Origin of the sequence: Streptomyces sp. NPDC053427 (genome assembly GCF_044544985.1) — a bacterium.
Lineage (GTDB): Bacteria > Actinomycetota > Actinomycetes > Streptomycetales > Streptomycetaceae > Streptomyces.
In genome coordinates this window covers 236,981-250,940 of the sequence record NZ_JBITYA010000007.1, presented here as the reverse complement: position 1 = coordinate 250,940, position 13,960 = coordinate 236,981, and the positions used below count along the sequence as shown (strand labels likewise).

Here is a 13,960-nt window from a genome sequence, read left to right as displayed (position 1 = left end):
CCATGGACCTCACCTATACAGAAGAAGAGGAAGAGTTCCGGGCGCGGCTGCGGACCTGGCTCGGCGAGGTGCTGCCGAAGCTCCCCGCCAAGCCCGCCGCGACGGACTGGCCCGGCCGGCGGGCGTACGACGCCGCCTGGCAGCGGATGCTGTACGACGCCGGATACGCGGGGCTGCACTGGCCCCGGGACGCCGGTGGACAGGGTGCCACCCCCACCCAGCACCTGATCTTCCTGGAAGAGACGGAACTGGCCGGCGCGCCCTACGTCGGTGCGGGCTTCGTCGGGCTGCTGCACGCCGGTCCGACCATCGCCGCCGAGGGCACCGCCGAACAGCGCGCCCGCTGGCTGCCGCCGATCCTGCGCGGCGACGAGATCTGGTGCCAGGGCTTCAGCGAGCCGGACGCCGGATCCGACCTCGCGGCGCTGCGCACGAAGGCGGTACGGGACGGCGACACGTATGTCGTCACCGGCTCCAAGATCTGGACCTCGCACGCCGAGGTCGCCGACTGGTGCGAACTCCTGGTCCGTACCGATCCTCGGGCGTCCAAGCACCGCGGCATCAGCTGGCTGGCGATGCCCATGGACGCGCCCGGCGTCACGGTCCGGCCGCTGCGCACCCTCGCCGGCTCGACGGAGTTCGCCGAGATGTTCCTCGACGGGGTACGGGTGCCGGCCGGCAACCGCGTCGGGGCGGAGAACGACGGCTGGCGGGTGACCATGGTGACCCTCTCCTTCGAACGCGGCACCGCCTTCGTCGGCGAGGTGGTGGCCTGCCGCCGGGTGCTCGGCGCGCTCGCCCGTACGGCCCGGGCCAACGGCCGCTGGGACGATGCCGTGCTGCGCCGCAGGCTCGGCCGGCTGAGCGCGGAGTTCACGGCGCTGTGGCGGCTGACCCAGTGGAACGTCAGCGAGGCGATGGGGGTCCCCGGGAGCGGCGGTTCGGTCTTCAAGCTGCGCTATTCGCATGCCCGGCAGGAGCTGTACGACGCGGCGGCGGAGGTGCTGGGCGCCGGGTCGCTGGACGCGGACCAGGAGTGGGTCGCCGACCGGCTGTCGTCCCTCTCGTACACCATCGCCGCGGGCACCTCCCAGATCCAGCAGAACATCGTCGCCGAGCGCATCCTCGGCCTGCCGAAGGGGCGGTGAGCGGGCCGGTGCATTTCCAACTCGACGAAGATCAACGGGCGTTGCGGGAGGGCGTGCGGGAGCTGCTGGCCGGGCGGTTCGGCCGGGACCGGCTGCGGGCGGCCGTGGACGGGCCCGCGCTGGACCGCGCCCTGTGGCGGGAGCTGGCCGAGGCCGGGTTCTTCGCGCTGCGGCTGCCGGAGTCGGACGGCGGCGTGGGGCTCGGACTGCCGGAGGCGGTGCTGGTCCTCGAGGAGACCGGGCGGGCGCTGCTGCCGGGACCGCTGGTCGCCTGCCAGCTGCTGGCCGGCGTGGTGGACGGCGTCGCCACCGGCGAACGGATCGTCGCGCTGGCCGATGCGGCGACCGGCCCAGCAGCCGGCCCGACCGCCCCCGTGCTGTGGGAACACCCGGCGGACTGCGACGCGTTGATCTTGCTGGGGGGTGCGCAGGAGGCGGAGCCGGTGCACCAGAGGCGCGCATACGGGGCGTACCGGAGCGCGGCCGCCTCGGTGGCCTGCGCCCCTTTCGCCTCGGTCGACCCCCTGACCCCGCTCGTCCGCGTCACGGGCACCCCGGACGCCGCGCCCCTGGCCCTCGACGCGCCCCGGCTGCGCCGCGAGGCGGCCCTGCTCACCGCCGCCCAGCAACTGGGCAGCGCGGCCCGTACGGTCGACATGGCGGTGACGTATGCGCGCGAACGCGAGCAATTCGGCGCCCCCATCGGATCCTTCCAGGCGATCAAGCATCTGTGCGCGCAGATGCTCGTACGAGCCGAAATCGCCCGAAGTGCGGTGTATGCGGCGGCGGTCACGGAGGGTGTTCTCGAGACAACCGGCGCAAAACTGCTCGCCGATGCGGCTGCGGTGCGTAACGCCCGGGACTGCCTGCAGGTTCATGGCGGCATGGGGTTCACCTGGGAGGCCGATGTGCATCTGCATCTCAAGCGGGCCTGGTGGCGTGCCGAGTGCTGGGGCCGGGCCGCCGAGGCGGAGGAAGCGCTGGCGGAGGGCTTGATCGCCTGACGGAGGTTGAGGCGATGGGTCGTCTCGTGGACCGTGATGTCAGACTCTGGCATCACGTGTGCGAAATGTCGGGCACCGCACGCATAAGCGGTCACGGAGGGTCGATATCGGGTTGTGTCCTAGGCGTGACTCGTCGCAGGCGGGAGTCGGCGTTCCGCTCGGGTACGCTCCATTGGGTGCGAGTGGTTCTGTGGCGCAATGGTCGCGGTGCCGTCGAAATGACGGCTCCGGGGTACGGACTGCGCGCCGCTCGCCTCGGGCGAGGGCCCGAGAAATCCCCTTGTTCGACTCCCCGCAAAGTGCGTCGCACAGTATGCAGCACGCATACTCCCTTGCGCTGGAATATGCCCGAAGCGCTTGTTGGGGTGACTGAACGTCAACCATGCTGTGCTTCACCGGGGTCACGCACCGTGATCCTGTGGAGGCGCGAGGCGATGTTTCCGCCGGTTCGGATGGTGTGAGCGGTGCAGGTGCTTCAGGTTCAGTTGGAGGTACGGCCCGACCCCGCAGAGGTGGGGCGGGCCAGGCGATGGGCCCGATCGCGGCTGATGGGCTCCGGCATAGGGGCCGATGAGCCGCTGGCCGAGACGTTGATCTTGCTGATCTCCGAGCTCGTCACCAATGCCGTGGTGCATACCGGCTCGGCGGCCAAGCTGCGGATGTGCTTCTCGGGGTCGGGCGCGGTGGTGGGGACCGTACGCGTCGAAGTGCTGGACGCCAGCGCCCGCCCGCCGCGCCAGCGGCACGCCGACGGCGAGGACACCAACGGCCGCGGCCTCGAACTGGTCGACGGCCTGGCGGACCGCTGGGGCTGGCAGCAGGAAGGCGCCGGCAAGCGGATCTGGTGCGAGGTGGACCGCTGCCAGTCCCTGTTGATGGCGGCGGGCGGAGAACTGGGGCGTACGAAGCTCCTTGCGCCGTGACCGATCGGACGTAGGCGCATCGCACACCGATACATCGCGCGTCGGCAGGTGGCGCGCCGGCGAATCACGCGCCAGGCAATCACGCGCCACTCCATCACGCGCCAGCCAATCACGCGCAACCCCATCACGCGTCAGCGAATCACGCGCAACCCCATCACGCGTCAGGGAATCACGCGCCCATGCATCGTGCGGCAGTGCATCGGGTCCGAGTGAAGCGGGCGCAACGGAATTAGTCCAGACCAGCTGTTGACGTGACGTGCTCCGTTGATCACCCTTGGGGAGAGCGATTCGCCGCGAGGGGACGCCGAGGCCTTGGGGGAGGCGGCCGGTCCGGGATCTTGGCGAGTGCGGGTCGCGGCCTGGTTGGGGGTTCCCCGGCGTGAGCCGGGGGCGGGTGGCGGTCCGCGGTGCCGCGCTCGGGGCGCGCATGGGCGCACCGCCACCTGGCCGGGCCGGACGGCGTCCGGCGGGCCCCTTCAGAGGATCGCGACGGGTGCCACCGGCGTCCCGGTCCCGCCGACGAACGGCTCGGCCATCGCCGACAGCAGGAACGCCGAGCGGCCCGCCGCCGCGCAGGCCCGGCTCAGCTCCTCCAGATTCCAGTTCTGGCCCTGAAGCATGCCCATCTCCACCAGGTCGAGGGCGTGCACCGGCATCCACAGATTCTCGATCTCCGGCGGGAAGATCTCGAAGGTGAGGGTGTCGTTGGCGACGGCCGCCACATCGCGGGCGTGGAACCACTCGGGGGTGCGCAGCGACAGCCCGGGGGAGGGGAAGGCGTACGCCTGGCGGTCGCCCGCGAGGTAGTGCTGGATCTGGCCGGTGCGGACGAGGACGATGTCGCCGGCGCGGACCTTCGTACCCGCCAACTCCTCGGCGGCGTCGAGGTCTTCGGGGGTGACGGCGTGCCCGCCCGGCAGTCGGTCGGTGCCGTGGGCGCGGGCGACGTCCAGGAGGACGCCGCGGGAGACGATCGGGGTGGCCTTCTCGATGCCGAGGCTGGTCGCGCCGCCGTGGGCGGTGACGGAGTCGGCGGGACGGTTGTTGTAGAGCCGCCCGGAGTGCGAGACATGGGTGAGGCCGTCCCAGTGGGTGGCGGCCTGGAGGCCCATGGTGACCGCGTCGTCGGAGGTGGCGACCGTACCGGGGCCGAAGATCTCGTGGTTGATCGCGACCATGGTGTGCAGGGGGTTGACCCGGCCGGGGATCATGCCCGTTTGCACGCCGTCCTGTTGGAGGGGCAGCGCCAAGGGGATGCGCCGTCCGGTACGGATGCCGGCGGCGGCCGCGCGTACCACCTCGTCGGTGATCAGGTTGAGGGTGCCGATCTCGTCGTCGGCGCCCCAGCGCCCCCAGTTGTTGACGCGTTTGGCGATGTCGTGGAACTCCTGCGGCAGGGACATGGGTCTCCTCGGGGCGGGTTCGGCTCGGGGTCTTGTGTTCGTACCGCGTCTGCTCAAAAATCTAACGGTCCGTCAGAAAGTGCGGGAAGGGGTGCGGCATGGGGAACTTCTTGGCCGGCAAGGTGGTCGCCGTCACGGGCGCCGGGCGCGGCATCGGGCGCGCGGTCGCCCTCGCCTGCGCCGAGCACGGCGCCAAGGTGGTCGTCAATGACTACGGGGTCTCCCTCGCGGGCGGCGAGCCGAGCAGCGAGGTCGCCGAGTCCGTGGTGAAGGAGATCGAGTCGGCGGGGGGCGTCGCGACGGCCGTCGCCGATGACGTGTCCACGATGGCCGGCGGGCAGCGCATCGTGGACACCGCGCTGGCGCAGTACGGGCGCATCGACGGTGTGGTGTGCGTGGCCGGGATCCTTCGGGAGCGGATGCTTTTCAATATGTCCGAGGGGGAGTGGGATCCGGTTGTCGCCACCCATCTGAAGGGGACGTTCACGGTTTTCCGGGCCGCGGCGGCCGTGATGCGGCGGCAAGGGTCGGGGACCCTCGTGGGATTCACCAGCGGGAATCACCAGGGGTCGGTGTCCCAGGCCAATTACTCGGCCGCCAAGGGCGGGATCATTTCGCTGGTGCGGAGCGCCGCGCTCGGCCTGCACAAGTACGGGGTGACCGCCAATGCGGTGGCACCGGTCGCGCGGACGCGGATGTCGGCGAATGTGCCGATGGAGCTGACGGAGATCGGGGAGCCGGAGGATGTGGCGGCTTTCGTCGTGTATTTGCTGAGTGAGCGGGCGCGGGAGATCACCGGGCAGGTCTATACGGTCGCCGGGCCGAAGGTCGCGGTCTGGGCCCAGCCGAAGGAATTGCGGTCCGCTTATGTCGAGGGCGGATGGACACCGGAGAAGGCCGCCGAGGTGGTGGCCGGTTCGGTCGGCACCGATCCGATGCCGATGCTGGCGCAGCTGTCCGCCATGGCGGAGGCGGCGCGGGGCCATGCGCGCCCCAATCAGTAGGGGCCGCTCCGTGCGGCGCCGGGCCTGCACGGCTACGGCGCCGCGGCCCGTCCCCTCCCGCGGGTGGCGGTCGATGTCGGCGGGACCGTGCCTGGGAGGTTGGCGTGGACTTTGAGTTCGGGAGTGCGGACGGCGCATTCCGGGGTGAGGTGCGCGACTGGCTGTCGCGTCATCTCGTGGGATCCCATGCCGCATCGGGTGGGCTGGGCGGTCCCGGAAGCGAGCACGAGGGTTTCCCGGCGCGGCGGGACTGGGAGCGGGAACTCGGGGCCGGCGGATGGATCGGGCTCGGGTGGGACCGGTCGCGGGGCTCGTACGGGAATCGCGCGGCGACGCTGACCCAGCAGGTGGTGTGGGCCGAGGAGTACGCCCGGGCGCGGGCGCCCGGCCGGGTGGGGCATATCGGGGAGAACCTGCTGGCGCCGACGCTGATCGCTTACGGGGACGAGGTGCAGCGGGCGCGGTTCCTGCCGGGCATCGCGCGGGGGGAGGAACTGTGGTGCCAGGGGTACAGCGAGCCGGACGCGGGGTCGGATCTGGCGGCGGTGCGCACGGTCGCCGTACGGGACGGGGGAGCGTACCGGATCAGCGGGCAGAAGATCTGGACGTCGCTGGCCAGGGAGGCCGACTGGTGTTTTGTGCTGGCGCGGACGGATGCGGGGGAGCGGCGGCATCGGGGGCTGTCCTTTCTGCTGGTGCCGATGGATCAGCCGGGGCGGATCGAGGTGCGGCCGATCCGGCAGATGTCGGGAACCTCGGAGTTCAACGAGGTGTTCTTCGACGGGGCGGTGGCCCGGGGCGAGCACGTGGTGGGCGGGGCGGGCGCCGGCTGGCGGGTGGCGATGGGGCTGCTGGCGTGGGAGCGAGGGGTTTCGACGCTGGTCCAGCAGATCGGGTTCGCGGCGGAGCTGAGTGAGGTGGTCGGCGAGGCGGTCGGTGGCGGAGCGGTGCGGGATCCCGTTCTGCGCGATCAACTCATCGCCCAGTGGGCCGAGTTGAGGGTCATGCGGTGGAATGCGCTGCGGACCTTGGGGGCGTCCGGGGACGCGGGGGCGCCCAGCGTGGCGAAGCTGCTGTGGGGTGGGTGGCACCGGCGTTTGGGGGAGCTGGCCATGCGGGTGCGGGGCGCCGCCGCGGCGGCCGGGCCCGTTGCGTGGTCCCCGGAGGCGCCGTACGAACTCGATGCACTGCAACGGCTGTTCCTGTTCAGCCGGGCCGACACCCTCTACGGCGGTTCGGACGAGATTCAGCGCAACATCCTCGCCGAGCGCGTGCTCGGCCTGCCCAGAGGGGAGCGGCGATGAGGGGTGTCATTTTCGACGGCGAGCAGACCCGGGTCGTGGACGATCTGGAGGTACGGGATCCGGGGCCGGGCGAGGTACTGGTCGGGATCCGGGCCGCCGGACTGTGTCACAGCGATCTGTCGGTCGTCGACGGGACCATTCCGTTTCCGGTGCCGGTGGTGCTGGGGCACGAGGGCGCGGGGGTGGTCGAGGCCGTGGGGGCGGGCGTGGAGCATGTGGCGCCCGGTGACCATGTCGCGCTGTCGACGCTGGCCAACTGCGGCGCGTGCGCGGAGTGCGACCGGGGACGGCCGACGATGTGCCGCAAGGCGATCGGGATGCCGGGCAAGCCGTTCCGGCGCGGGAACACGGCGCTGTTCAACTTCGCATCGAACTCGGCGTTCGCGGAGCGTACGGTCGTCAAGGCGGTGCAGGCCGTGAAGATCGCCAAGGACATTCCGATGACGTCGGCCGCACTGATCGGGTGCGGGGTGCTGACGGGCGTCGGGGCCGTGCTCAACCGCGCGAAGGTGGACCGCGGGGATTCGGTGGTGGTCATCGGCACCGGCGGCATCGGACTCAATGTGCTTCAGGGTGCGCGCATCGCGGGGGCTTCGGTGATTGTCGCCGTGGATGCCAACCCGGCGAAGGAGGCGGTGGCGCGGCGGTTCGGGGCCACGCACTTCGTGGACGCGTCGGCGGTGGCGGACGGCGTCAAGGCCGTGAAGGACATCCTGCCGACCGGAGCCGATCATGCCTTTGAATGCGTGGGCAGTACGCGGCTGATCCGGCAGGCGATCGATCTGCTGGACCGGCATGGGCAGGCGGTGCTGCTCGGCGTGCCGCCGGCCAGCGCGGAGGCGTCGTTCCTGGTGTCGTCGATGTACTTGGACAAGTCGATCCTGGGATGCCGGTACGGGTCGGCCCGGCCGCAGCGGGACATTGCGCTCTACGCCCGGATGTACCGGGAAGGGCGGTTGCTCCTGGACGAGTTGGTGAGCGAGACGTATCCGGTGGAGGACTTCGCCAAGGCCGCGGACGATGCGCACCACGGCCGGGTGGCTCGGGGGGTGCTGACGTTCGGGTAGGGGGCGCGGTGGGTCCGGGGTGCCGGGCGCGCCTCGCTGGCCCGATCCTGGTGAAGGCTGGCCCTCCGGCCGCTCGTTCCGTACGGACCGGTCGATGATGCTGCTCGGGTGAGCCAGATACCTGACCGGATGTCCCCGCCGGTGCCGCCGCTCGCGGCGCCCGAGCCCACGCCCGTCCGCCGCCGGCGGCCCCACCGGGCGTGGTCCGTCGCCGCCGTCGCCTTCCTCACCATCATCGGCGCGGCCGGCTTCGCGTCGCTGCCGGGCCTGCTCATCGACCCGCTGCACGCCGAGTTCCACTGGTCGCGCGGCACCATCGGCTTCGCGGTGTCCGTCAATCTCGCGCTGTACGGGCTGACCGCGCCGTTCGCCGCCGCGCTGATGGACCGCTTCGGCATCCGCCGAGTGGTCGCCGCCGCCCTGACGGTGATCGCGGTCGGCGCCGGGCTGACCGTCTTCATGACCGCCAGCTGGCAACTCGTGCTGCTGTGGGGCGTGTTGGTGGGACTGGGCAGCGGATCGATGGCGCTGGCCTTCGCCGCCACGGTCACCGGGCGCTGGTTCGTCGCGCGGCGCGGGCTGGTCACCGGCATCCTCACGGCGGCCGGCGCCTCGGGACAGCTGGTCTTCCTCCCGCTGCTGTCCTGGATCGTGGACCGGCACGACTGGCGGCCCGCCGCCGTCACCGTGGCGCTCGCCGCGCTCGCGGTCGTCCCCCTGGTGTGGCTGCTGCTGCGCGACCACCCGGCGGACGTGGGCCTGGCGCCGTACGGGGCAACGGAGTTCGTCCCGAAGCCGCCGCCACAGCGGGGCGCGGCCCGGCGCGCGCTGGGGGCGCTGCGCTCGGCGGCCGGTACGGGCCCGTTCTGGCTGCTGGCCGGCACCTTCGCGATCTGCGGCGCCACCACGAACGGCCTGGTCAAGACCCACTTCGTGCCCGCCGCACACGACCATGGGATGCCGATGACGGCCGCCGCCTCGCTGCTCGCGGTGATCGGCTTCTTCGACATCGTCGGGACCGTCGCCTCCGGCTGGTTCACCGACCGCTTCGACACGCGTCGGCTGCTCGCCGTGTACTACGGCCTGCGCGGCGTCTCGCTGATGTTCCTGCCGCTGCTGCTCGCGGACACCGTCCACCCGCCCATGGTCTTCTTCATCGTCTTCTACGGCCTGGACTGGGTCGCGACCGTCCCGCCGACCATCGCCCTGTGCCGTGAGTACTACGGCGAGGACGGCGCGATCGTCTTCGGCTGGGTGCTGGCCGCCCACCAGGTGGGCGCCGCCGTGATCGCCTTCCTGGGCGGCCTGGCGCGGGACGCCTTCGGCACGTACGACCCGGTCTGGTACGCCTCCGGGGCGCTGTGCGCGGTCGCGGCGCTGATGGCGCTGGTCATCCGGCGGCGCAGGGCCGCTTAGGCGGCCCTGACGTGGGGGCGTCCCGAGGGCGGTGCATCATCCCGGTGGGAGGGTGATGCGGGATGAGCAAGACCAGGGGTGGGAATTCCGGCGGTGTTCTGGAGCTGGCCGGCGGTGGCGGTCTCGACTGCGGCGCTGCTGGGTGAAGCGTTGGCCGTAGGGGCCGGGCAGGCGATGTACGACCTCACCCGGGAACCGGCCGGACCGGGCGGCATCGGCTTTCTGCTGCCGGTCGTGCTGCCCTTCCTGCTGCTCTTCGGGCTCGTGCTGGGCGCCTTCGCCGGTTTCGTGGTGACGGTCACGCTGGTCCTGCCGACGCTCTGGCTCGCGGGGTGGGCGCACCGGCGGGCCGGCCGGCCGGGGCGACCCGCCTGGTGGTGCACGGTGGCCGCGACGCCCTTCGCCGCGTTCGGCGCGACCGTCGTGTACGGGGTCTTCTTCCTCATGGTCCACCGCACCACGGAGCCGCCCGGCTTCTCTTTGTTCCTGTGGCTGCTGCTCACGGCGGCCGCCGTCCCCGCCGCACTGCTGGCCGCGTATGCCGCCCGGGACCGCGCGGCGCGGCGTGCCGTACGGCTGACCGCCACCGTCGCGGGCGGCGCAATCGGGGTCGCACTCACGGTGGTTGTGCTGTTCGCGGTCGCCTTCGCCACCGGGCTGATGCATGAATACCGGGCACCTCACCTGGACCGCGCCGCGCTCACCGGCGTCTGGCAGGACGGCTCCGGTGGCACCCTGCGGCTGCGCTCCGACGGGGCGGCGAGCGCGTCCCGTCTGGACGTCGACGGGGTGCGCTGCGAGGGGGCCGGCAGGTGGTGGTCGGAGACGGCCTCGGAGCAGACGGTAGAGGTGAGCGGCGACATCTGCGGGCAGGACTGGAGCATCGGCGGTACGCAGGCGAAGCCGACCCTTTACTGCTACGTGGGTGACCCGGATGAAGGAAAGCGGCTGGTGCTGACGCGCCGGGCCGGGGCCCGGCGGTGAACGGGCCGGCCGCCGTCAGCCGCTGAAGCGCCCGAAGGCGCCCCGGTGGAAGAGCAGCGGTCCGGCCTCGGCGGCGGCCGGGTCCGCGGCGAGGGCGTCCACCCGGCCGACCACGATCAGATGGTCGCCACCGGTGTGCACGGCCTGGATGGTGCAGTCGATCCAGGCGGGGACGTCCGCCAGCCGCGGCGAGCCCGTCGCCGGAGCCGCCGTGTACGGGACGCCCGCGAACTTGTCGCCGCCGCTGACCGCGAACCCGCGGCACAGTTCGCCCTGTTCGGCGCCGAGGATGTTGACGCAGAAGACCCCGGCGCGGGCGATCACCGGCCAGGTGGTCGACGTACGCGCCACCATGAACGTCACCAGCGGCGGGTCCAGGGAGAGCGACGCGAACGACTGACAGGCGAAACCGGCCGGGCCCGCTTCGCCCGGCGCCGTGATGACGGTGATGCCGCTGGCGAAGTGCCCCAGGACGGAGCGGAATTCGGCCGGGTCCAGGGGGGCCCGCTCGTCCTCCCGTACGGCGCGCAGCGCGGGGCGCGGGTGCGGGGCGGCGGCCGGGTCGGGCGTGGTGTCCGTGCCTGGCGGGGAGGCCGTGGTCGGCGCGCCGACCGAGCGCAGATATCGCACCGCCGTGGCCGCCATTCCCGCGTGTCCCATCATGAGTTCATTGAATCTGATGCTTCGTCAGATGGGAAGTCCCCGGACGAGTGCCGGACGAGTGCCGGAAGGGTGCCGGACGGGTATCGGGCCGGCGCCGGGTTGCCGTCGGGCCTTCGTCGGGCCGCCGGCGGGCGGGAGCCGGGGGCCCGCCACCCACAGGGGTGGTTTGGGGTGACTCAGGGGTGATGCAGGCGGAATTCGGGGGAGATCGGGGGTGGTGCCTGGTTGGCTACGGACTGCACGGGTAGCTTCCGCCCAGGCCGCCGCCCGTAGCCCAGCACGGGGGAGTTTCCACCACATGGCCGATGCGACGCCGTCGTCACCTTGGTCTGCCGTGTCACCCACCTTCGACGAGGTCTTCTGCGGGCTGTTGCCCCGGCTCTACCGGCGCGCGGTGATGCTGGCCGGATCGAGACAGTCCGCGGAGGACGTGGTGCACGAGGCCTACCTCAAACTCGCTGCCCGCCCCCAGCGCTTCCTCGCGCATCCGGAGCCGTACGCCTACGCCTTCACCACGGTGCTCAACATCGCCCGCGACGCCCACCGCAAGGACCGCCGCCAGGTGCTGGTCGAGGCGATGGAGGGCGTCGAGGAGGTCCGCGCGGCCGGGGGCGTCGGCTGCGGGGCCGGGCCCGGTGGGGCGGCCGGGGGCTGGGACGGCGGGGTGGAGCGGCGGCATGCGGAGCTCGAAGCGGTGCGCCTGCTGGGGCGGTTGTCGCACCGCCAGGCCGGCATCGTCATCCTCGTCGACCTCGACGGCTACACCATCGACCAGGCCGCGAAGATCATGAAGGTGCACCGCGGCACGGCCGCCCGCCACCGCGCCCGCGCGCTGGACAGGCTGCGCGCCTACCTCGGGGCATCGCAGCACGGACGGGCCGGGAGGTGAGCGGCACGGTGGATGCGGGGGACAACGCCGAGGCGCTGCTGCGCGAGCGGCTGCGGCGTGCGGACGAGGGGATCGAGGTGCCGGGCGGGCTGTGGGCCCGCATCAAGCGGCCCGGCGCCGGGCCGGCACCCGTGCCGCCTGCGACGCATGTGGTCCCCGTGCCCACCACGCCGCCGCGCCGGAGGGCGTACGCCCTCGCGCTCGCGGTCGCTGCCACGGTGGCCGCCGTCGCGCTGGGCGCATGGTGGCTGGTCCGTCCGGGCGCCGCCGTGCGGCAGCCGGCCGCCGGCGTCCGTGCGGTGCCGGTCACGGTCTACAACAGCGAGTCGGCCTGCCGCCGGATCCGTTCCCTGGAGTGCGGGCTGCGGCTGGCCAAGGACCCGCACGTCAGATACGCCGCACGGGACAATTCGGCGGGCCGGGTCTGGCACGGCGAGGTGCTGGCCGCGCACTGTGTGGTCGCCGACGGTCGGTTGGTCCGGGACGAGGAGGGGGTGACGTCCACCCGCTGGTATCTGGTGACCGACAAGGGCGGCGTGACGGGCTGGCTGCCGGGGGTGCGGACCCGCAATACGCGCGAGGTGCCGTACTGCTAGGAGGGCCTGCCCGGTGGATCGGGGCCGGAAATCGATGTGCGGATCGGCTATCCGGTTGACAGGCTGAGGTCATGAACGACCCGCACGAACCCGTCCCCGGCTCCACCACGCCCCGGACGGCGGACTGGATCACCACTTCCGTCACCGCAGACCTCCTGCGCGGCGCGCTCGAGCTGGAACACACCGAGCACGGTGTGCTGCCGCACCGGCTGCCCGCCCGGGCCCGCGCACAGTGCGCCGACGGGCAGCTGGCCATGGCGGAGGCCCAGCCCTCCGGCGTGCGGCTGGTGTTCCGTACCCGGGCCACCGCCGTCGAGCTGGACACGCTCCGCACGAAGATGGCCTACCGGGGTGCCCCGCCCCGTCCGGACGGCGTGTACGACCTGCTCGTCGACGGCCGCCTGGCCGGCCGGGCCGGCACGGCCGGCGGCAACGTCCTGATGATGGACATGGCCACCGGGTCCGCGGAAACCCGGCCCGGCCCGGTCGGCACGGTCCGGTTCGCCGGTCTGCCCGACGGTGTGAAGGACGTCGAGATCTGGCTGCCGTTCAACGAGATCACCCAGCTGGTCGCCCTGCGCACCGATGCCCCCGTCGAGGCCGTGCCGCCCGGGGGCCGCAGGGTGTGGCTGCACCACGGCAGTTCGATCAGCCACGGCTCCGACGCCGCGAGCCCCACCACGACCTGGCCGGCCCTGGCCGCGTCGCTCGGCGACGCGGAACTGATCAACCTCGGGCTGGGCGGGAGCGCCCTGCTCGACGCGTTCACCGCCCGCGCGCTGCGGGACACCCCCGCGGACCTGATCAGCGTCAAGATCGGCATCAACCTGGTCAACACCGACCTGATGCGGCTGCGCGCCTTCACCCCGGCGGTGCACGGCTTCCTCGACACGATCCGCGAGGGGCATCCCACCGCGCCGCTGCTGGTCGTCTCGCCCCTGCACTGCCCCATCCATGAGGACACCCCCGGCCCCAGTGCCCCGGACTTCGACAACCTCGGTGCGGGGAGGCTGCAGTTCCGGGCCGCGGGGGACCCCGCGGAGCGCGCCGCCGGGAAGCTGACGCTCAACGTCATCCGTGCGGAGCTCTCCCGCATCGTGACGCAGCGCGCGGCCGACGACCCCCACCTGCACTATCTCGACGGCGGCGACCTCTACGGCGCGGCGGACTTCGCCGAACTGCCGCTGCCGGATCAGCTCCACCCGGACGCCGCCACCCACCGCCGCATCGGCGATCGCTTCGCCGAGCTGGCCTTCGGCGCCGGGGGGCCGTTCGCCGCCTGAACGTCCGGTGTGATGTAGATCACGTCGCGGTGTGTCATGTGGGGCGGGGGTGCCGCGCGTGTGCCGTGTGGAGGGCCGGCCGCGGGGCCGGCCCTACGGGCGTACAGGGAGTTCGGCGATGACGGCGGCGGCAGGCAACAGGCTCGGCGGCGCTCTGTGGGCCGGGGTGCTCGCGGCCGGGCTGCTGTGGGCGGCGGGCGTGGCCACCGGTGGGCAGGTCGGGGTGGCGGACGGCGGCGGTGCGGAGGGCGTCGCGGCGGGGCGTGACCCGGACGT

General features: G+C 72.4%; 13 protein-coding genes. 11 read left to right on the top strand and 2 right to left on the bottom strand.

What is annotated here, in order from left to right; genetic code table 11:
- Window positions 1-2 precede the first annotated feature (2 nt).
- The 3 genes from ACIGWZ_RS21310 (at window position 3) to ACIGWZ_RS21300 (ending at window position 3,075) form a co-directional block, all read left to right on the top strand.
- Window positions 3-1,148 (top strand): acyl-CoA dehydrogenase, encoded by a 1,146-nt coding sequence (locus tag ACIGWZ_RS21310; RefSeq protein WP_400066871.1) that lies wholly within the window; start codon window positions 3-5, stop codon window positions 1,146-1,148.
- An 8-nt stretch (window positions 1,149-1,156) separates the two neighbouring features.
- Window positions 1,157-2,152, top strand: coding sequence for an acyl-CoA dehydrogenase family protein (locus ACIGWZ_RS21305; RefSeq protein ID WP_400067264.1), 996 nt, complete (start codon window positions 1,157-1,159; stop codon window positions 2,150-2,152).
- A 464-nt stretch (window positions 2,153-2,616) separates the two neighbouring features.
- On the top strand, window positions 2,617-3,075 hold the full coding sequence (locus ACIGWZ_RS21300) for an ATP-binding protein (RefSeq protein WP_400066869.1): 459 nt from the start codon (window positions 2,617-2,619) through the stop codon (window positions 3,073-3,075).
- 476 nt (window positions 3,076-3,551) lie between these two features.
- Here ACIGWZ_RS21300 and ACIGWZ_RS21295 read toward each other — a convergent pair whose 3' ends face one another.
- On the bottom strand, window positions 3,552-4,478 hold the full coding sequence (locus tag ACIGWZ_RS21295; RefSeq protein WP_400066867.1) for a cyclase family protein: 927 nt from the start codon (window positions 4,476-4,478) through the stop codon (window positions 3,552-3,554).
- A 98-nt stretch (window positions 4,479-4,576) separates the two neighbouring features.
- Between ACIGWZ_RS21295 and ACIGWZ_RS21290 the strand changes: the two genes are divergently transcribed.
- From ACIGWZ_RS21290 to ACIGWZ_RS21270, 5 genes are all read left to right on the top strand, one after another.
- Window positions 4,577-5,482 carry an SDR family oxidoreductase gene (locus ACIGWZ_RS21290; RefSeq protein WP_400066865.1) on the top strand — a complete coding sequence of 302 codons (906 nt, stop codon included), beginning with the start codon at window positions 4,577-4,579 and terminating at the stop codon, window positions 5,480-5,482.
- A 104-nt stretch (window positions 5,483-5,586) separates the two neighbouring features.
- Entirely contained in the window at window positions 5,587-6,786 is a 1,200-nt protein-coding gene (locus ACIGWZ_RS21285) for an acyl-CoA dehydrogenase family protein (RefSeq protein ID WP_400066863.1), read from the top strand.
- The gene (locus tag ACIGWZ_RS21280; protein ID WP_400066861.1) at window positions 6,783-7,853 is read left to right on the top strand and encodes a Zn-dependent alcohol dehydrogenase; all 1,071 of its coding nucleotides are present in this window, start codon (window positions 6,783-6,785) and stop codon (window positions 7,851-7,853) included. Before ACIGWZ_RS21285 ends, ACIGWZ_RS21280 begins: the two co-directional genes overlap by 4 nt.
- 129 nt (window positions 7,854-7,982) lie before the next feature.
- A complete protein-coding gene (locus ACIGWZ_RS21275; RefSeq protein ID WP_400067262.1) occupies window positions 7,983-9,269 on the top strand; it encodes an MFS transporter in 1,287 nt (428 codons plus the stop codon).
- A gap of 114 nt (window positions 9,270-9,383) precedes the next feature.
- A complete protein-coding gene (locus ACIGWZ_RS21270) occupies window positions 9,384-10,253 on the top strand; it encodes a hypothetical protein (RefSeq protein WP_400066859.1) in 870 nt (289 codons plus the stop codon).
- Window positions 10,254-10,268: 15 nt separating this feature from the next.
- Here ACIGWZ_RS21270 and ACIGWZ_RS21265 read toward each other — a convergent pair whose 3' ends face one another.
- Window positions 10,269-10,898, bottom strand: a complete 630-nt coding sequence (locus ACIGWZ_RS21265) for a flavin reductase family protein (RefSeq protein ID WP_400067260.1) — start codon at window positions 10,896-10,898, stop codon at window positions 10,269-10,271.
- A 352-nt stretch (window positions 10,899-11,250) separates the two neighbouring features.
- On the opposite strand from ACIGWZ_RS21265, the gene ACIGWZ_RS21260 reads away from it, so the two are divergent.
- The 3 genes from ACIGWZ_RS21260 to ACIGWZ_RS21250 all read left to right on the top strand — a co-directional run bounded on the left by ACIGWZ_RS21260 (window position 11,251) and on the right by ACIGWZ_RS21250 (window position 13,684).
- A complete protein-coding gene (locus ACIGWZ_RS21260) occupies window positions 11,251-11,805 on the top strand; it encodes an RNA polymerase sigma factor (RefSeq protein ID WP_400066857.1) in 555 nt (184 codons plus the stop codon).
- Window positions 11,802-12,401 carry a hypothetical protein gene (locus tag ACIGWZ_RS21255; protein WP_400066855.1) on the top strand — a complete coding sequence of 200 codons (600 nt, stop codon included), beginning with the start codon at window positions 11,802-11,804 and terminating at the stop codon, window positions 12,399-12,401. The genes ACIGWZ_RS21260 and ACIGWZ_RS21255 overlap by 4 nt, the downstream gene beginning before the upstream one ends.
- A gap of 71 nt (window positions 12,402-12,472) precedes the next feature.
- Window positions 12,473-13,684 carry a GDSL-type esterase/lipase family protein gene (locus ACIGWZ_RS21250; RefSeq protein WP_400066854.1) on the top strand — a complete coding sequence of 404 codons (1,212 nt, stop codon included), beginning with the start codon at window positions 12,473-12,475 and terminating at the stop codon, window positions 13,682-13,684.
- The last annotated feature ends 276 nt before the right edge of the window (window positions 13,685-13,960 follow it).